Source organism: Sphingobium chlorophenolicum, from assembly GCF_000722875.1.
In the GTDB taxonomy this organism is placed as follows: domain Bacteria; phylum Pseudomonadota; class Alphaproteobacteria; order Sphingomonadales; family Sphingomonadaceae; genus Sphingobium; species Sphingobium chlorophenolicum.
On record NZ_JFHR01000019.1, the window covers coordinates 77,818 to 93,725 of the forward strand.

Consider the following 15,908-nt stretch of genomic DNA (forward strand, 5'->3'; position numbering starts at 1 on the left):
TGCCAGAACGATGAAGCTGCCGCGCCTCTTTTCCTCGTCCGCCTGCGACATGGCCATCGATCTGGGAACCGTCAACACGGTCATCCATGTGCGGGACAGGGGTATCGTCCTCAACGAACCCTCCGTCATCGCGATAGAGACTCGCGACGGCGTGCGCAGGGTCAAGGTGGTCGGCAACGAAGCCAAGCTGATGATGGGCAAGACGCCCAACGGCATCCAGGCCATCCGTCCCCTTCGCGACGGAGTGATTGCGGACATCGACGTCGCCGAACAGATGATCAAGCATTTCATGGACAAGGCGCTGGACGGTCACAGCCGCTTCGGCCGCCGCCATGAAGTGGTGATCTGCGTGCCGACCGGCTCCACTATGGTCGAACGCCGCGCCCTGCGCGACGCCGCCTCCAATGCCGGGGCGTACAAGGTTCAGCTTATCGAGGAACCCATGGCCGCCGCGATCGGCGCGGACCTGCCCGTCACGGAGCCGAGGGGCGCGATGGTGGTCGACATTGGCGGCGGCACGACGGAGGTGGCGGTCCTGTCGCTGCGCGGCATCGCCTACAGCAGTTCGGCGCGGGTCGGTGGCGACCGGCTGGACGACGCCATCGCATCCCACATCCGGCGCACGCACAATCTGATGATCGGCGAAGCCACGTCGGAGCGGGTGAAATGCGAACTGGGCGCCGCTACCCCGCCCGAAGGCGAAGGCCGCCGCATGGTCGTGAAGGGGCGGGATCTGGTCAACGGCCGCCCTTCGGAAATGACGATAGGCGAGGCGGAGATCGCCGACGCCCTGTCGGAGCCGGTCGGCCAGATCAAGATGGCGGTGCTGACCGCGCTGGAACAGACCGCGCCGGAACTGTCAGCCGACATCATCGAGGAAGGGATTACCCTGACGGGGGGAGGCGCGCTGCTCCAGCGGTTGGATGAAGCTTTGTCGGACGCGACGGGCCTGCCGGTCACGGTCGCGGACAAGCCGCTGATCTGCGTGGCGATGGGCGCGGGCCGGGCGCTGGAAGACCGTGCCTATGATGGGGTTTTGGCGGTTTCCTGACAGGTACGACAGGAGGTAGGAAGTGAACCTCTCCTATTCCTCCCCATCGATAGATGGGGAGGGGGACCGCCGCTGAAAGCGGTGGTGGAGGGGAATAGGCGCGACCTCCGAATTTCCCCACCACTCGCTTCGCGAGCGTCGAAGAGAGTCACGCGCCTCTCTTCGACCCTCCCCACGCTTCGCGTAGGGAGGAATGGGGGATCGCTCAGTTGTCGTGCATTACCCCTCCCGGCCGTAGGCGACGACGGTTTCCACCTCGGCCTTGTCGCCCAGCACGACGCCGACACGCTGGTGCAGTCCGGTCGGCTTCACATCCATGATCCGGGCATGCCCGGTGCTCGCCGCGCCACCCGCCTGTTCGATTAGGAAGGACATGGGGTTCGCCTCATACATCAGCCGCAGCTTCGCCTTGTCGGCATAGCGGTTATCGGCGGGATAGAGGAAAATCCCGCCCCGCTTCAGGACACGATGCACGTCCGCCACCATCGAAGCGGTCCAGCGCATGTTGTAATCCTTGCCCAGCGGGCCTTCGGTGCCCTTGATCCGCTCCTCGATATAGCGGGCGATGCCGGGCGACCATTGCCGCCGCCGCGCCATGTTGATGGCGAATTCGGCATTGCCCTGCGGCATCTGCATCGGCCCGTCGGTCATCCGCCAGGAGCCGATTTCCCGGTCCAGCGTGAATTCATAGACCCCCGTGCCGATGGTCAGCACCAGCAGCGTCTGGGGCCCGTAGATCGCATAGCCCGCCGCGACCTGCTGCGTGCCGGGCTGGAGGAAATCCTGTTCGGTCACTTCGCGGCCTGAACATTCCTCCGGCGCCTTCAGAACGGAGAAGATGGTGCCGACGCTCAGGTCCACGTCGATATTGCTGGACCCGTCGATCGGATCGAACAGCAGCAGATATTCGCCCTTGGGGTAACGGTTGGGGATGCGATGGATGGTCTCCATCTCCTCCGAAGCCATGGCGGCGAGGTGCCCGCCCCATTCATTGGCGTCCAGCAGCAGTTCGTTGGCGATCACGTCCAGTTTCTTCTGAACCTCGCCCTGCACATTCTCGCTGTCCAGGCTGCCCAGCACTTCGCCCAGCGCACCCTTGGACACGCTGTGGCAGATCGTCTTGCACGCGCGCGCCACGGTTTCGATCAACAGGCGCAGTTCGGGCGGCAGGGCATTGGCCTCCCTTTGCTGTTCGATCAGGAAGCGGGTGAGGGTGATGGACATAGGCGGCTTACTCGCTCAAGGAAAATATGGCGGGCGGGTGCGCGCCATGCAGGGAATCGGGTTCTGCCGTAGCGGTCGGGACGGCTGTTGGCAAAGCGCCAATTCATGACGGGGACGTGATGAAGGGCGATCCGTTCCCGCATCGGGACTGGTCGCGCAACGCGGACGTGCTCCCGCTTTTCAAATCCGCCTGGCGATCGCGCCCGCGGCCCAGCCCATGCCGACCGCCAGCATCATCGCGACCAGGCCATAGAGGAACGGCCATTGTTCGGCCGCGACCGCCATGAAGCGTTCGAACCCCGATTTGCGGATGGTGATGTCGCGCACCGCAGCCGCCACGACCCGGCCGTCCTGCACCAGGAAGGTTTCCGCCGTATAATTGCCCACGATCACCCGCGCCGACAGCGGCAGCCGCGCCCGGTAAAGCACGCCGTCCGTGATCTCCACCGTGCCCGGCCGCTCGACATAGAGGCCGGCGCGTTCGCGCAGGTCGATCAGCCCCTTCTGGAACCGGTCCAGTTCCGCGCTGTCGTTGAGGGAGGAGGGGGATAGCTGGAGCTTGTCCACGCCCATTTCGTAGATTGCCGCCGTCCGCTCATCGACCACCCTGGCGATCGGCCGGGAGGAGGCGATGGCGTAGAAGCTGGGAGCCGAACGGAAGCGGGCGCTGTCGGCATTGATCCAGATGCCCGCGACCTTCTGTTTCTCGCGCATGGTGATCGACTGGTCGGGGCCTTTCAGCACCACCATGATGTCGGCGGGCTTCTTCGGCCGCCGTCCGTCGGGATAGACTATCGCGCCGAACAGCAGCAGGTCCGCGCCGGTGAAGCTATATTGTATCTCTACATCGCGCTGAGACACGTCGGGCACCAGCATCGGTTCGTCCGCCGCGCAGAGCAGCAGCAGGGCGGGGGTCAGGGCCAGGAGCGCCCGCCGCCTCACCGCAATTCGACCGTATAGATTTCATCCGGCCGGAACCCTAGGCCGAGCGCCATGCGCGCCGCCACCAGCAGCACGATGGCGGCCAGCAATATGCGCAGATATTCGGGCCGGATCGTCATGGAGATGCGCGTCCCCACCTGCGCGCCGGTCACGCTGCCGATCAGCAGCAGCATCGCCAGCACCAGATCGACCGCATGGGTCGTCATGGCGTGCATCATCGTCGTCGCCATGGTCACGAACAATATCTGGAACAGCGACGTGCCGACCACCGACTGGGTCGTCATGCCCAGCAGGTAAAGCATGGCCGGAACCAGGATGAAACCGCCGCCCACGCCCAGCAACATGGTGAGGATGCCCGTCGCCATGCCCAGCAGCAGCGGCGCCAGCGGCGAGATATAGAGGCCGGAGCGATAGAAGCGCCAGCGCATCGGCATGGCCGCGACCAGCGGATGGTGCCGCCTTTTCCGCGCCTGGATCTTCCTGCCGGTCTTGAGCGCGATCAGCGCCTGGATCGATTCCTTGGCCATCAGCGAACCGATGCCGCCCAGCAGCAGCACGTAGAGGATGCCGATCACCGTATCGATCTGGCCGATGGCCTGCAGCAGCCGGAAGATCAGCACGCCCAGGCCCGCCCCCACCACGCCGCCCGCGATCAGCACGCCGCCCATGCGGAAATCCACCGTGCCCCGCGACATGTGCGTGACGACGCCCGACACGCTGGCGCCGGTGACCTGGCTGGCGGCGGAGGCGGCGGCGACGGTGGGCGGGATGCCGTAGAAGATCAGCAGCGGCGTGGTCAGGAATCCGCCGCCGACCCCGAACATGCCCGACAGCAGGCCCACCACGCCGCCCAGGGCAATGATGACCAGCGCATTCACCGACAGGTTGGCGATGGGCAGATAGAGATCCATGCATTTATCGGGTTAAGCCCAATATGCGCGGAGATAAAGGCGCTCCCGCTTAAAAATCCGCCCCCAGCGTAAGGGCGAGGCCTGAAGCGGGCGCAGCCTGCCCTGCGATCCGTTCCCGCCATTCGACGCCCAGCCTTGCCCCGGCAGGCTGGAGAGGCAGGCGGAGCTGAAGTTCCGGCCCGATATCCAGCCGCTCGACCTGCGGCTGCGCGCCGCCGGAAAGGCTGGCGCCGATCCGCAAGGGCGAATGGCTGACCGGTGAGAGCAGCGATATCTTGCCGTCGACGAAGCGGTCGCGCGACCGGAAACCGACCATGCCGCCCTGCGCATAGGTTTCGACCTCCAGCGACGGCACGACCTGCACCGGCCCGAAGCCGCCCACGGCCATCACCGCATTGGCGTTGCGTCCGCCTTTGCCCAGTGCGATCCGCCGTTCGGCCGCGAAGCTGATCGGCAGGCTGCGCGTCGGTCGCCAGGCAAGGCCCATCGCCCCTTCGGGAGAAGCCGGGCGGTTCAAGGCGGCGCTGGCCCTGCCATAGGCGGTTATTCGGCCGGAGGCATGGGGCGTCAGGTCGAAATCGAGGCGGACGCCCGCCTGCGAACCGCCGAGCCTGCCTCCTGTCGCGGCTTCGGCTCGCGTGGCGCTTCCGTTTCGCCACAACAGCCATGCGCTGCCGTGCCAACGACCCATGCCCGCGGGATGGGTCGGGGGCACAGCGGGAGCGGGATGGATTGCGGGAGGGGTTTCAATGGTCTCATCCTCCGCCCGCCGGGCGGGAATGGCGGCGGCCTTGGAACCCGTCGCCAGGTCAGCCGCTGGAGGCGCCGGAAAATGAGTCGTCAGGACGATGCGCGCAGGCTCCGTCCTGGGCGCCGCGATGGTCCGCCGCGCCGACAGGCCTTTCCTTTTCACCAGAGCAGGCCCGTTCTTCGAATAGGCGGTAGGATGGAAAACGCCTGCGCCGCCATCCTCCCTGATTTCTCCGAAGAGATCGCTCCACTGGCTGGCCAGGCGGATCGCGGCCCAGCCTATCATGACGAGGCCGAGGAACCGGATCGGCCGTCCGCTGGCGGCTTCGTTCATGCCGGGGATTCCAGGTCGGGAAAGCGATGCCGCGTCTTGTCCCATGTCAGCGGCCTGCCGATCAGCGACTGGAGATACAGGAATATCGCGCGCCGGGCCGCCATCATCGCGATGATGTTGGCGATAAAGGTGCGCGGTATCGCCGCCAGCCCGAATGCCCAGCCATAGGTCATTCCGGAAAAGACGGCGCGCATCGCCATGCGCCAGGTCATGAAGGCGAAATCGATCCACAACAACGCCTCGACCATCGGCGTGGGTCGGGGCACGGAGAAGGCGCTGAACAGGCTTCCCACCAGCAGCACGCCCCATAGCAGCAGCGCCAGATAGGCGGTGAACAGGACGAAGGCGGAAAGGGCGGCGGCGCGGTCGCGCATGCGCATCCACCATTCGGCCGGGCCGCCCTGCCATCCCATGCGGTCCCACCCGGCGAGCGATATGCCGACGATCCAGCGCGCCTTCTGCTTGACGGCATCCTTCAGGCTGTCGGGAAAATATTCCCTGGTCGCGACCAACCTGCCGTCGCTGTCGCGCATGCGGATGAACACGCCGCGCCCGCCCATATTGCCGATGCGCAGGCCGACCTCATAATCCTCGGTCAGCGATACGGGGTCGAACGGTCCGCCATTGGCCGGGTTCACCAGCCGCTCCAGCATGGTGCGTTCGAAGGCGCAGGCGACCCCGGCTGACGGCATGGAAGCGCCCATGGCCTCTCGCACCGTCAGGGCTTTGCCGTGGCTCTCCGCAAATTCGTCTCCATAATGATTGGCAATGGTCCTTGCCCACCAGCCGCCGCGCCCGGTCAGGGGCAGAACCGGAAGCTGAATGAGCTGGAACCGGTCTATCATCACGTCGAACAGGCGGATTTCGTCGCGATGGACCACATCTTCCGCATCGTGCAATGCGATGGCCTTGAAACGCATGCCGGTGCGTTCCTCCTCGCTCAACATCGTGCGCCATGCGGCGTTGAGGCAATCGGCCTTGGTTGTCGGCCCGTGCCGCTCGTTGACGCACAGGATCACGCGCTCTTCCCCGGCGGCCAGGGACGCCACGGCATCCCATGTCGCGCGATCGTTGGGATAGACGCCGGCGAAGATGCGATAGTCGTGATTTCCCCACTGGGCGAGCGCGTTGCGCAGCATCGGCCCGATCACGTCCGCTTCCTGCCAGGCGGGGATGAAAATGGCGATGCGGCCCGGCTGCGGGGAGGCGGGAAGGGTGGCGGTCGTCATGCGGGTATGGCGGGAATAGACAATCAACCTGCGCCACAGACTGCGACACAGGAAGACCATGTCTATGATGAAATCGTCTATGCCGCCGATTGCCAGACCAACTGCCGCGAAGAGCAGAATTTCATGATGAACCCTCGCCAGAAATGCGAAGACCATTTCCCCCACGGCTTAAGCCCCATTTTGCCCCTGAGCAGGAGCTATGGCAGCAAGGAATTGATTCTAAAACAGCTTCTTCGTTTCGATAGCGAAAATATTTATCGATTTGATCTGCCGCCGCCATTTCGTAAAGGGATGCGGTTCGGGAGAAAGCAGTCATGGTGAAACGCCCGCCGTCGGTGCTGCGCGATTTCTTGACCAGTGAAGCAGGCGGTGCGGTTTTGCTGATGGCGGCCGCTGCCATGGCGATGCTGTTCGCCAATTTGTCGGCAGCGGCCGGGCATTTCTATCACGCCTTCGTCCATGCCGGGATCGGCCCGGAACTGAAGCCCAGCCTTGGCCGCATGACGGTCCATCTGTGGGTCAATGACGGGTTGATGGCGATCTTCTTCCTGCTCGTCGGGCTGGAGATCAAGCGGGAGATGATCGACGGTGGCCTTTCGACCTGGGAACGCAGGCGATTGCCGTTCATCGCGGCGGCGGCGGGGATGGTAGTGCCAGCCTGCCTCTATCTTGCCGTCGTCGCGGGGCAGCCGCGACTCGCCAGCGGCTGGGCCATTCCGGCGGCGACGGACATCGCCTTTGCCATCGGGGTGGTGGCGCTGCTTGGGCGTCGGGTGCCAGCCTCCTTGAAGCTGATGCTGACGGCGATTGCGATCGTCGACGATATGGGGGCGGTCGCGATCATCGCGCTTGCCTATACGCAGGGCATCGATCTTCCCGCGCTGGCGGGTGCGGCCGCCGCGCTGCTGCTGATGTGGGGACTCAACCGGCTCGGCGTCCGCAGGCTTGCGCCCTATCTGCTCGCTTTTGCGGCCTTATGGTATTTCACCCTGCTTTCGGGCGTGCATGCGACGGTGTCGGGCGTGCTGACGGCGATGTTCATCCCCATCAAGCCCAGCCCCGGTGCGCCAGATGCCGCCGACAGCCCGCTGCATCGCCTGGAACATGCGGTGCATCCATGGAGCGCCTATCTGATCGTGCCGCTGTTCGGTTTCGTGAATGCGGGCGTGCCGCTGGACGGCGCGGCGCTTGGTGCGCTGCTCGCGCCGCTGCCGCTGGGCGTCGCCGCCGGTCTGTTCGTGGGGAAGCAGATCGGCATCTTCGGCGGAATCTGGCTGGCGGACCGCTGGCGGATCGCGGAACGGCCCGCCGGGGCGAGTTGGGCGCAGATTTATGGCATGGCGCTGCTCTGCGGCATCGGCTTCACCATGAGCCTCTTTATCGGTGCCCTGGCATTTCCCGGTTCCGCCGAGTTGGTCGAACAGGCGAAGATCGGCATTCTGGCAGGTTCGCTGCTTTCCGCCGTCGCGGGCTATCTCGTCTTGCGAAGCGCCAGGCGCATTTGAGCGGCTGGATTATCCGTCAGACCGCTCTAGCCATGCGCCGGATGGAATCGCATGGCGCTAGGCGCGATGCTATCTTCCACCGGCCGTAGAGCGACTCGCATGCAATGCGAACCCCACCAATCTCTTTTCAGCGATCAGGTAGGAGGGTGAATATGAATGGGGAGATGGATGTCAACTATCTGCTGCACAGGCAGCAAGTTGCATTGATCCGCGCGCAAATGAGCCGGTCTGTGAAGGGCCGGGAAGCTTATGAGGGTCTTGCCCGCGGCTATACCAATCGGATCGACGCCTATAGGCGCGAGAATGAAAAGCTGGTCGATCTGGCGCATTAGCGCGCGAGAGACGGTCACAACCTCCGGATCAGGCGGTCGATAGATTGGCGGTGCGTCATGTCATCGCCGCATTCCTGCTCAAGAACGGATTTGATCTTCTCCAATTCCGCCTCCGTCAGATGTTCGATGCCGATGAATTCGTTCCGCGCCGTTTCGATGGCGCGGATCAGTTCGTCCATCTTCGCCTGTATGGCGGAGCCGTCGCGATTTTGCGCATTCTGGATCAGGAAGACCATCAGGAATGTGACGATGGTCGTGCCGGTGTTGATGATAAGCTGCCACGTGTCGGAATAATGGAAGATCGGCCCGGTCACGATCCAGCCCAGGATCACCATGACCGCCAGGATGAAGGCGGCGGGTTGGCCCGACCAGCTTGCGATCCTGTGCGCGAAGGCCGTGAAAATCCTGTCCATCTCTCTTTTCTCCCAGGGCGTGTTCGCATTTAGCTTCTGTTCAGCCCTTGCTTGCCATGAAGGCGCGATGACGACCATCCCTCTCCGTTCGCTGGCCTGCGGGCTTGCCGCTTCGCTTCTTCTGGCATCCTGTGCGACGGTGTCGCCCGAATCGCGGGTGCGCGCCGGGCTGATCGACGCGGGATTGTCGCCGCCCATGGCCGGCTGCATGGCCGAAAGGATGGTGGATCGGCTGAGCGTGCCGCAACTGCGCAGGCTCCAGTCGCTGGCATCGCTTCGCAAGTCCCACATGGGCGACATGACGGTCGACCGTTTCCTCTACAAAGTCCGCGCGCTGGAGGACCCGGAGATATTCGCCGTGACCAGCAAGGCGGCGATCATCTGCGCCATGGACCGTTGATTTCGCAATAAAGCGGGGCATCGCTTCGCAAAAGTTTTGCAATTTTGCAAAGTCGTTTTGCGAAATCTGCTGGCGTTGCCCCTTTGCCTGTGCTTAGCCGCTCGAAATCGAGTTTCAGCGGAAAGGACGGGCGAGCCCCATGAACATCCACGAATATCAGGCGAAGGAATTGCTGGCGAAATATGGCGCGCCGATCGCCGCCGGTTATGCCGCCTTCTCCGTCGAGGAAGCCGTCGAGGCCGCCAAGAAGCTGCCTGGGCCGCTCTATGTCGTGAAGTCGCAGATCCACGCCGGTGGCCGCGGCAAGGGCAAGTTCAAGGAACTCAGCCCTGACGCGAAGGGTGGCGTCCGCCTGGCCTTCAACCTGGACGAGGTGAAGGCGCACGCCACCGACATGCTGGGCAACACGCTGGTCACCATCCAGACCGGCGAAGCGGGCAAGCAGGTCAACCGCCTCTACATCACCGACGGCGCTGACATCGCCAAGGAATTCTACCTGGCCCTGCTGGTCGACCGCGCCAGCAGCCGCGTTGCCTTCGTCGTGTCGACCGAAGGCGGCATGGACATTGAAGAGGTCGCCCATTCGACCCCTGAGAAGATCCACAGCTTCTCTGTCGACCCCGCTTCGGGCTTTCAGCCGCACCACGGCCGCGCCGTGGCCGCCGCGCTGGGCCTCTCCGGCGACCAGGCAAAGCAGGCCGCCAAGGTCGCCTCGTCGCTCTACGCCGCGTTCCTGGACACCGATGCCGAGCAGATCGAAGTCAACCCGCTGGCGCTGACCGAGCAGGGCAACCTGCTGGTGCTGGACGCCAAGGTCGGTTTCGACGGCAACGCCATGTTCCGTCACAAGGACATCGCTGAACTGCGCGACCTGACCGAGGAAGACCCGGCGGAAGTCGAGGCTTCGGAATATGACCTGGCCTACATCAAGCTGGACGGCAACATCGGCTGCATGGTGAACGGCGCGGGCCTGGCCATGGCGACCATGGACATCATCAAGCTGAACGGCGAATTCCCCGCCAACTTCCTGGACGTCGGCGGCGGCGCCAACAAGGAAAAGGTGACCGCGGCCTTCAAGATCATTCTGAAGGACCCGGCGGTGAAGGGCATTCTCGTCAACATCTTCGGCGGTATCATGAAGTGCGACATCATTGCCGAGGGCATCGTCGCCGCCGCGAAGGAAGTGAACCTGTCGGTTCCGCTGGTCGTCCGCCTGGAAGGCACGAACGTCCAGCAGGGCAAGGACATTCTGGCCGCTTCGGGCCTGGCCATCGTCCCGGCGGACGATCTGGGCGACGCGGCCAAGAAGATCGTGGCGGAAGTGAGGAAGGCGGCCTGACGCAGCTTTTCGCCTGAACAAGACACCAAAGGGTGCGGGTGGTCCGGGAACGGGCTGCCCGCGCCCGTGTTCGCATTTGCTCCCGGCTTATGCGGATTGGCGTGAATGAAGAAAGGATGTTGGAGATGAAGATCCTTGTGCCCGTGAAGCGGGTGATTGACTATAATGTGAAGCCGCGGGTGAAGGCGGATGGGACGGGCGTCGATCTGGCGAACGTCAAGATGTCCATGAACCCCTTTGACGAGATTGCGGTCGAGGAAGCCATTCGCCTGAAGGAAAAGGGCGTGGCGACCGAGGTGGTCGCGGTGTCTATCGGCGTCGCCAAGGCGCAGGAAACGCTGCGCACGGCGCTGGCGATGGGCGCGGATCGGGCGATCCTGATCCAGACCGACGATGAGGTCGAACCGCTGGGCGTGGCCAAGCTGCTCGCCAAGGTGCAGGAAGAGGAGGGCGCTGGCCTGATCATCCTGGGCAAGCAGGCGATTGACGACGACAGCAACCAGACCGGCCAGATGCTGGCGGCTCTGCTGGGCCTGCCGCAGGGCACCTTCGCCAGCAAGGTGGAGGTCGAGGGCAACAAGGTCAGCGTGACCCGCGAAGTCGACGGCGGTCTGGAGACGGTGAAGCTGAACGTTCCGGCGATCGTCACCACTGACCTGCGTCTGAACGAGCCGCGCTATGCTTCGCTGCCCAACATCATGAAGGCGAAGAGCAAGCCGCTCGCGACCAAGGCGCCCGCCGATTATGGCGTGGATATTTCGCCGCGTCTGGAAACGCTGTCGGTGGCTGAACCGGCCAAGCGTTCGGCTGGCGTGAAGGTGGCCGATGTCGATGAACTGGTGGCGAAGCTCAAGGCTCTGGGAGTTGCAGCATGACGAAGACGCTCGTTTGGGTTGAACATGAGGGTGGCGTCGTCAAGGACGCGACCCTTTCCGCCGTCACCGCCGCGTCGAAGCTGGGCGAAGTGCATCTGCTGGTCGCGGGTCAGGGCGTGGACGGTGTTGCCGCCGAAGCCGCCAGGATCGCTGGCGTGGGCAAGGTCCATGTCGCGGATGACGCCGCTTTCGGCCATGCGCTGGCCGAGAATGTCGCGCCGCTGGTCGTTGAGCTGATGGGCCATCATGACGCGTTCGTCGCGCCTGCCACCAGCAACGGCAAGAATATCGCGCCGCGTGTCGCCGCTCTGCTCGACGTGATGCAGATCAGCGACATTTTGTCGGTCGAGGGCGCGGATACGTTCACTCGTCCGATCTATGCCGGCAACGCCATTGCGACGGTCAAGTCGAAGGACGCCAAGAAGGTCATCACCGTTCGCGGCACGGCTTTCGAGAAGGCGGCCAAGGAAGGCGGCAACGGGGCTGTCGAGGCGGTGGCTTCGACGGGCGACAAGGGCATTTCCTCCTTCGTTGGGGCCGAGATCGCCAAGCTGGAGCGTCCGGAACTGACTTCGGCCAAGGTCATCGTTTCGGGCGGTCGCGCGCTGAAGGACGGCGAGACGTTCGAGGCGACCATCTTCCCGCTGGCGGACAAGCTGGGCGCGGCCGTGGGTGCGAGCCGTGCTGCGGTCGACGCGGGTTATGTTCCGAACGACTATCAGGTCGGGCAGACCGGCAAGATCGTCGCGCCGGAAGTCTATATCGCCGTCGGCATTTCCGGCGCGATCCAGCATCTGGCGGGCATGAAGGACAGCAAGACCATCATCGCCATCAACAAGGATGAGGATGCGCCGATCTTCCAGGTGGCGGACATCGGGCTGGTCGGCGACCTGTTCAAGGTGGTGCCGGAACTCGTCGAAAAGCTGTAAGGGGTTTCCCCCCAAGGTTTAAAGGAGGGCGCGGGCCTTTGGGTCCGCGCCCTTTTTCTTGGCGTTATTATATTTGCCGTACCCACCTGAGCGTTAATCATCTAACAGGAAGCCCTAGAATCGGGGATCAGTATGGCGTGGGCAGTACCGGAGCATAAACCAGAGGAAGTGAATGGCGCAGGGAAAGCGCTCCAAAAAATGGAGTTCCCGGTCGTAACCAGTGAGGGCTTCAAGGCGCTTGCGGTCATCAATAACTGGCGTTCGGCCCACGCTTACCCACTCAACACGTTCCAGATCACTCTTCGCCATCGAGCCCGCAGGATCGAGCGGAAGGTTATTATTGCTCAGCGCGCTAAACGGCTCGACTCAATCCATCGCAAGTTGGTCGGTAAGCCGACTATGCGCATGACACAGATGCAAGATATCGCCGGTTGCCGTGCCGTGTTCTCCCGCCTTCCTCAAGTTTACAAGCTTGTGCAGGCTTACAAGACCGGCCAGTTCGATCATAAGTTTCGGAATGAAAAGGATTATATTCTCCACCCCAAGGCGGACGGGTATCGCTCATTTCATTTGGTTTATGAGTATGTCGGCACGGTAGCCACTAAGGCTTACAACGGCCTTCGCGTCGAGGTTCAGATTAGAACGCAATATCAGCATGCATGGGCAACGGCTGTTGAAGCAGTAGGCATATTCACCCGGCAGGCGCTGAAGTCCAACCAAGGCGATCAGGATTGGCTCCGCTTTTTCGCGCTCATGAGTTCAGCAATCGCGGCGATGGAGGGGACGCCTTGCGTCCCTGGCACGCCGAGCAGGAAGCTAGAACTGGTTAATGAACTAATCGCCCTCGCCAACAAGCTGCGGGCGCGTGACATGCTCCGCGCTTACAACACTACGCTCGACACGCTTGGTTCGGCCAAGGATGCAAAATACTTCATCGTCAACCTCGACCCGGATGCAGGGAGGGTCACGGTTCGGCGATACAAAGCTAAGGAATCCGCTGAGGCAAACGCGCAATACACTCAGTTAGAAAGCCAAATCCCCGACGATTCACGCATGCAAGTCGTTCTTGTGTCGGTGGCAGACATTAGCGCGCTTAAGCGTGCCTATCCGAACTACTTCCTCGATACAGCGCTATTTGCCCGGCTAGTGGATAGGATCATCAAGGGTGATTTTCCTGATCCGATTCCTCACCTAGCCATTCCCGACGCAACTTAGCGACCCCGGAAAGCGCCCGCTCGAAAGCTTCATCTGCCTCGGTGGGGTTTAGTTCTCCAGCGGCCTCCATGTCGCGAACGGCTTTGACAAATTTCTCTGCCTGCTCCTCCACCGTCAGTGGTGTTTTTCTCTTCGGCATTATGCGATCCCACCAACTGGATTGTACGTTAGCCGCTTCCCGATGACACCTGATAACAGCGCATCGGCGCGGTCAGCATCATTACAGCCGAGCGCTATGCGATTGTTATAGCGAAACTCAAATTCGGCAAGGTAACGATGTAGGTGTCGCTCGCTGCATAACTGGTACACCCCCTTCATGCCCCGCTTGAATATGCTAAAATAGCCCTCGACGGTGTTGCTGTGCACGGTGCGGTCGGTGAGATCGACATATTGACCCTTGCCGTGGCTGGTTGTGCCATGGGCGGCGAAGAACTTGCCCATATCACGATAGCCGCTGTGTTCATCGGTCATCACGCGAGCCTCACGAGCCACGTTGTCGAGGACGATGGGCATAAGTGTCGTGGCATTCACGTTCTCGATGACCATGGTGCGCGCCCTCCTGCTGTCGCGGTCCACCAACGCGAGAACCTTCATTTTGTGGTGGAAGGCGCGCTTCTTCTCGACGCCTTTCAGATTGCCGATGAAGGTTTCATCCACTTCAACGACACCGCCGCCAGTTCCAAACATGTCGCCCCCGTCTGAGCGCATCGCTTCACGGATGCGATGCGCCATGAACCAAGCCGTTTTAAGGGTAACGCCAAGTGTCCGGTGGAGTTGGTTGCTCGATACGCCCTTCTTGCTGCCAGCAATCAGATACATCGCCTGCAGCCAGATGTGCATGGCGACCTTGCTGTCCTCGAAGATGGTGCCGATCTTGACGGTGAAGGGCTTGCGGCACTGGTAGCACTTATACGCGCCAACGCGAGTACTCTTGCCCTGCATCTTGCTGACGCGCTCCACGCCGCCGCAATGCGGGCAGACCGGACCTTCGGGCCAGATGCGCGCCTCAACATAAGCGTAAGCGGCTTCTTCGTTGTGGAAGTGTGGAGCAGAAAGGGCGCTGGTCATTCATTTTACCTACTCCCAATAAGTGGGTACGTCAAGTATAATAGCGCCTTTTCTTTGTCCTCTATTCGCAGCGGACATCATTCTTGTCGATGGCGCGGCCAGCCAGAGCGCCGCCTGCGCCGCCGATGATGGTGCCCAGCGTCTTGGAACCGCCCGGCGCGATGATGTTGCCCAATACGCCTCCCGCTATCGCGCCGACGATCGTGCCGGTGGTGCCGTCGTCGCGCTTGCAATAATAGCGGCCGTCATTGTCGCGGTAGATATAGTCGTTCTCGCCAATGGGACGGCCGGTGCGGTTGCCGTAGCTGGGGCGGTCATAGCCGTAGCGGCTGCCGTCGCCGTCGGAAACGCAGGCCGTCAGCGGCATGGCCAGCAGCGCCGCTGCCAATAGGGGGGTGCGCATGGTTCTTCTCTCCTCATTTATCCCTGCGTTTGGAATAATGCTTTCGGGGGGCAGAAGTTGCGCGAAATAGTCTGCCCGCCGCGGCCGCCAAAAGGGGGGAAAGGCAACCGGGCGGGCAGTGATGCCAGCGGTGAGAGGGTTATCGCCCGCTGGAAAAGGGGTTGATATGCGGGTCAGGACACCAGCGGCGCGGGGCTGACGGCGGGGGCCGTCGGCGTGCCCGGACCGGAAGCGGCGCCTTCGTCGTCGCGGCGCTGGTCGAGGTCGGTCTTGGCCTGGTTGTAGCGGGCGACGAGGTCGTCCTTGAATTCGGTCAGCTTGCCTTCGTCATAGAGTTTCTTGCCGACATAGCCGGCGATCGCGCCGAAGATCAGGGTGCGGATCATGGGGTTTGGCTCCTTGTTCCGTGGGGATTTTGCATGGATAACCGCGCCCGCCGGGATCGGTTCCGGCGTTGTGCGACGGGTCGAGCGGGGCGGTCGATGCAAGGAGCGGGGGCGGTCATGCCGCCTCTTCCAGCGTGGCCCCTTCCAGCGCGGCTCCCTCCAGCGCGGAAAAGCCGAAGAAGGCGTCGCGGGCGCGGGCGGCGGCATGTTCATAGGGGATGCGCTCCGCCTCCTCCCGGATGGCGAGCGCCTCTTCCTCCTGCGCGGTCAGGTCGCGCTCATAATCGTCAATGTCGTAGGGGGCGGTGCTTTCATAGCCGTCGAAGCCGGGCGGCGCGGGATAGTCGGTGCGCCAGGCTTCCCCCGTCTCGTCCCACCATATGCCGCGCAGCCGGGCGGCGGCCTGTTCCGGCGGAAGGCTGCCCCTGGCCACGAAAAGCGGGCGAAGTTCACACCGTTCATCGAGGGGGTAGGGAGGGGCCTTGTGGCCCTCGCTCAGCGCCATGCGCGCCGCGACGAAAAGCGCGGCGGAGGCGCCCGGCGACAGCGCGGCGGCGGCTTCCGCGACGGCGGGCGGGGGGTCGAGCGGGTCGGGTTCGTGG

At 63.1% G+C, this 15,908-nt stretch carries 18 protein-coding genes and 1 pseudogene; 9 read left to right on the plus strand and 10 right to left on the minus strand.

The features are described 5' to 3' along the window. Window positions 1–10: 10 nt before the first annotated feature. Window positions 11–1,051: a rod shape-determining protein gene (locus BV95_RS10325; protein ID WP_037451030.1), complete on the plus strand. Its 1,041-nt coding sequence runs from the start codon at window positions 11–13 to the stop codon at window positions 1,049–1,051. Window positions 1,052–1,270: 219 nt separating this feature from the next. Here the strand turns inward: BV95_RS10325 and BV95_RS10330 are convergent, their stop codons facing one another. The 5 genes from BV95_RS10330 to BV95_RS10350 all read right to left on the minus strand — a co-directional run bounded on the left by BV95_RS10330 (window position 1,271) and on the right by BV95_RS10350 (window position 6,561). Beyond that, a complete protein-coding gene (locus tag BV95_RS10330) occupies window positions 1,271–2,275 on the minus strand; it encodes a class 1 fructose-bisphosphatase (protein WP_037451033.1) in 1,005 nt (334 codons plus the stop codon). Window positions 2,276–2,455: 180 nt separating this feature from the next. Beyond that, window positions 2,456–3,217, minus strand: a complete 762-nt coding sequence (locus BV95_RS10335) for a TIGR02186 family protein (protein WP_037451034.1) — start codon at window positions 3,215–3,217, stop codon at window positions 2,456–2,458. After that, entirely contained in the window at window positions 3,214–4,128 is a 915-nt protein-coding gene (locus tag BV95_RS10340) for a sulfite exporter TauE/SafE family protein (protein ID WP_037451037.1), read from the minus strand. The genes BV95_RS10335 and BV95_RS10340 overlap by 4 nt, the downstream gene beginning before the upstream one ends. A 49-nt stretch (window positions 4,129–4,177) precedes the next feature. Further along, window positions 4,178–5,212 carry a hypothetical protein gene (locus BV95_RS10345; RefSeq protein ID WP_037451041.1) on the minus strand — a complete coding sequence of 345 codons (1,035 nt, stop codon included), beginning with the start codon at window positions 5,210–5,212 and terminating at the stop codon, window positions 4,178–4,180. Beyond that, on the minus strand, window positions 5,209–6,561 hold the full coding sequence (locus BV95_RS10350; RefSeq protein WP_234703143.1) for a glycosyl transferase family protein: 1,353 nt from the start codon (window positions 6,559–6,561) through the stop codon (window positions 5,209–5,211). Before BV95_RS10350 ends, BV95_RS10345 begins: the two co-directional genes overlap by 4 nt. On the opposite strand from BV95_RS10350, the gene BV95_RS24535 reads away from it, so the two are divergent. From BV95_RS24535 to BV95_RS10360, 3 genes are all read left to right on the plus strand, one after another. Beyond that, on the plus strand, window positions 6,448–6,762 hold the full coding sequence (locus BV95_RS24535) for a hypothetical protein (RefSeq protein WP_234703144.1): 315 nt from the start codon (window positions 6,448–6,450) through the stop codon (window positions 6,760–6,762). The two genes, BV95_RS10350 and BV95_RS24535, sit on opposite strands and share 114 nt — an antisense overlap. Further along, window positions 6,756–7,946: a Na+/H+ antiporter NhaA gene (nhaA, locus tag BV95_RS10355; RefSeq protein ID WP_037451047.1), complete on the plus strand. Its 1,191-nt coding sequence runs from the start codon at window positions 6,756–6,758 to the stop codon at window positions 7,944–7,946. Before BV95_RS24535 ends, nhaA begins: the two co-directional genes overlap by 7 nt. 152 nt (window positions 7,947–8,098) lie before the next feature. Beyond that, the gene (locus tag BV95_RS10360; protein WP_013846100.1) at window positions 8,099–8,278 is read left to right on the plus strand and encodes a hypothetical protein; all 180 of its coding nucleotides are present in this window, start codon (window positions 8,099–8,101) and stop codon (window positions 8,276–8,278) included. A 14-nt stretch (window positions 8,279–8,292) separates the two neighbouring features. On the opposite strand, the gene BV95_RS10365 is transcribed toward BV95_RS10360, so the two are convergent. Continuing rightward, window positions 8,293–8,691: a low affinity iron permease family protein gene (locus tag BV95_RS10365; protein WP_037451052.1), complete on the minus strand. Its 399-nt coding sequence runs from the start codon at window positions 8,689–8,691 to the stop codon at window positions 8,293–8,295. Between the two features lie 67 nt (window positions 8,692–8,758). Between BV95_RS10365 and BV95_RS10370 the strand changes: the two genes are divergently transcribed. The 5 genes from BV95_RS10370 (at window position 8,759) to BV95_RS10390 (ending at window position 13,449) form a co-directional block, all read left to right on the plus strand. Further along, window positions 8,759–9,091 carry a hypothetical protein gene (locus BV95_RS10370; protein WP_037451055.1) on the plus strand — a complete coding sequence of 111 codons (333 nt, stop codon included), beginning with the start codon at window positions 8,759–8,761 and terminating at the stop codon, window positions 9,089–9,091. Between the two features lie 139 nt (window positions 9,092–9,230). Beyond that, window positions 9,231–10,430, plus strand: a complete 1,200-nt coding sequence (gene sucC / locus BV95_RS10375; RefSeq protein ID WP_037451058.1) for an ADP-forming succinate--CoA ligase subunit beta — start codon at window positions 9,231–9,233, stop codon at window positions 10,428–10,430. A gap of 125 nt (window positions 10,431–10,555) precedes the next feature. Further along, window positions 10,556–11,305, plus strand: coding sequence for an electron transfer flavoprotein subunit beta/FixA family protein (locus BV95_RS10380; protein WP_037451086.1), 750 nt, complete (start codon window positions 10,556–10,558; stop codon window positions 11,303–11,305). Beyond that, window positions 11,302–12,234 carry an electron transfer flavoprotein subunit alpha/FixB family protein gene (locus BV95_RS10385; protein ID WP_013846105.1) on the plus strand — a complete coding sequence of 311 codons (933 nt, stop codon included), beginning with the start codon at window positions 11,302–11,304 and terminating at the stop codon, window positions 12,232–12,234. The genes BV95_RS10380 and BV95_RS10385 overlap by 4 nt, the downstream gene beginning before the upstream one ends. Before the next feature lie 132 nt (window positions 12,235–12,366). Further along, window positions 12,367–13,449 (plus strand): RelA/SpoT domain-containing protein, encoded by a 1,083-nt coding sequence (locus BV95_RS10390; RefSeq protein ID WP_081873341.1) that lies wholly within the window; start codon window positions 12,367–12,369, stop codon window positions 13,447–13,449. A gap of 138 nt (window positions 13,450–13,587) precedes the next feature. On the opposite strand, the gene BV95_RS10395 is transcribed toward BV95_RS10390, so the two are convergent. From BV95_RS10395 to BV95_RS24025, 4 genes and pseudogenes are all read right to left on the minus strand, one after another. Further along, on the minus strand, window positions 13,588–14,517 hold the full coding sequence (locus BV95_RS10395) for an IS1595 family transposase (protein WP_037451061.1): 930 nt from the start codon (window positions 14,515–14,517) through the stop codon (window positions 13,588–13,590). Between the two features lie 61 nt (window positions 14,518–14,578). Then, window positions 14,579–14,920 (minus strand): glycine zipper 2TM domain-containing protein, encoded by a 342-nt coding sequence (locus tag BV95_RS10400; RefSeq protein ID WP_037451063.1) that lies wholly within the window; start codon window positions 14,918–14,920, stop codon window positions 14,579–14,581. A gap of 173 nt (window positions 14,921–15,093) precedes the next feature. Next, window positions 15,094–15,306 (minus strand): hypothetical protein, encoded by a 213-nt coding sequence (locus tag BV95_RS10405; protein WP_037451066.1) that lies wholly within the window; start codon window positions 15,304–15,306, stop codon window positions 15,094–15,096. A gap of 115 nt (window positions 15,307–15,421) precedes the next feature. Beyond that, window positions 15,422–15,908, minus strand: a pseudogene (locus BV95_RS24025) (hypothetical protein); the annotation flags it as partial.

Excerpts from the sequence above, each read along its gene's own strand:
- BV95_RS10385 (WP_013846105.1), top strand. The coding sequence starts at position 11,302 with ATGACGAAGACGCTCGTTTGGGTTGAACATGAGGGTGGCGTCGTCAAG.
- BV95_RS10340 (WP_037451037.1), bottom strand. The coding sequence starts at position 4,128 with ATGGATCTCTATCTGCCCATCGCCAACCTGTCGGTGAATGCGCTGGTC.
- BV95_RS10390 (WP_081873341.1), top strand. The coding sequence starts at position 12,367 with ATGGCGTGGGCAGTACCGGAGCATAAACCAGAGGAAGTGAATGGCGCA.
- sucC (WP_037451058.1), top strand. The coding sequence starts at position 9,231 with ATGAACATCCACGAATATCAGGCGAAGGAATTGCTGGCGAAATATGGC.
- BV95_RS10360 (WP_013846100.1), top strand. The coding sequence starts at position 8,099 with ATGAATGGGGAGATGGATGTCAACTATCTGCTGCACAGGCAGCAAGTT.
- BV95_RS10400 (WP_037451063.1), bottom strand. The coding sequence starts at position 14,920 with ATGCGCACCCCCCTATTGGCAGCGGCGCTGCTGGCCATGCCGCTGACG.
- BV95_RS10405 (WP_037451066.1), bottom strand. The coding sequence starts at position 15,306 with ATGATCCGCACCCTGATCTTCGGCGCGATCGCCGGCTATGTCGGCAAG.
- BV95_RS10370 (WP_037451055.1), top strand. The coding sequence starts at position 8,759 with ATGACGACCATCCCTCTCCGTTCGCTGGCCTGCGGGCTTGCCGCTTCG.
- BV95_RS10365 (WP_037451052.1), bottom strand. The coding sequence starts at position 8,691 with ATGGACAGGATTTTCACGGCCTTCGCGCACAGGATCGCAAGCTGGTCG.
- nhaA (WP_037451047.1), top strand. The coding sequence starts at position 6,756 with ATGGTGAAACGCCCGCCGTCGGTGCTGCGCGATTTCTTGACCAGTGAA.
- BV95_RS10330 (WP_037451033.1), bottom strand. The coding sequence starts at position 2,275 with ATGTCCATCACCCTCACCCGCTTCCTGATCGAACAGCAAAGGGAGGCC.
- BV95_RS24535 (WP_234703144.1), top strand. The coding sequence starts at position 6,448 with ATGGCGGGAATAGACAATCAACCTGCGCCACAGACTGCGACACAGGAA.
- BV95_RS10380 (WP_037451086.1), top strand. The coding sequence starts at position 10,556 with ATGAAGATCCTTGTGCCCGTGAAGCGGGTGATTGACTATAATGTGAAG.
- BV95_RS10325 (WP_037451030.1), top strand. The coding sequence starts at position 11 with ATGAAGCTGCCGCGCCTCTTTTCCTCGTCCGCCTGCGACATGGCCATC.
- BV95_RS10345 (WP_037451041.1), bottom strand. The coding sequence starts at position 5,212 with ATGAACGAAGCCGCCAGCGGACGGCCGATCCGGTTCCTCGGCCTCGTC.
- BV95_RS10395 (WP_037451061.1), bottom strand. The coding sequence starts at position 14,517 with ATGACCAGCGCCCTTTCTGCTCCACACTTCCACAACGAAGAAGCCGCT.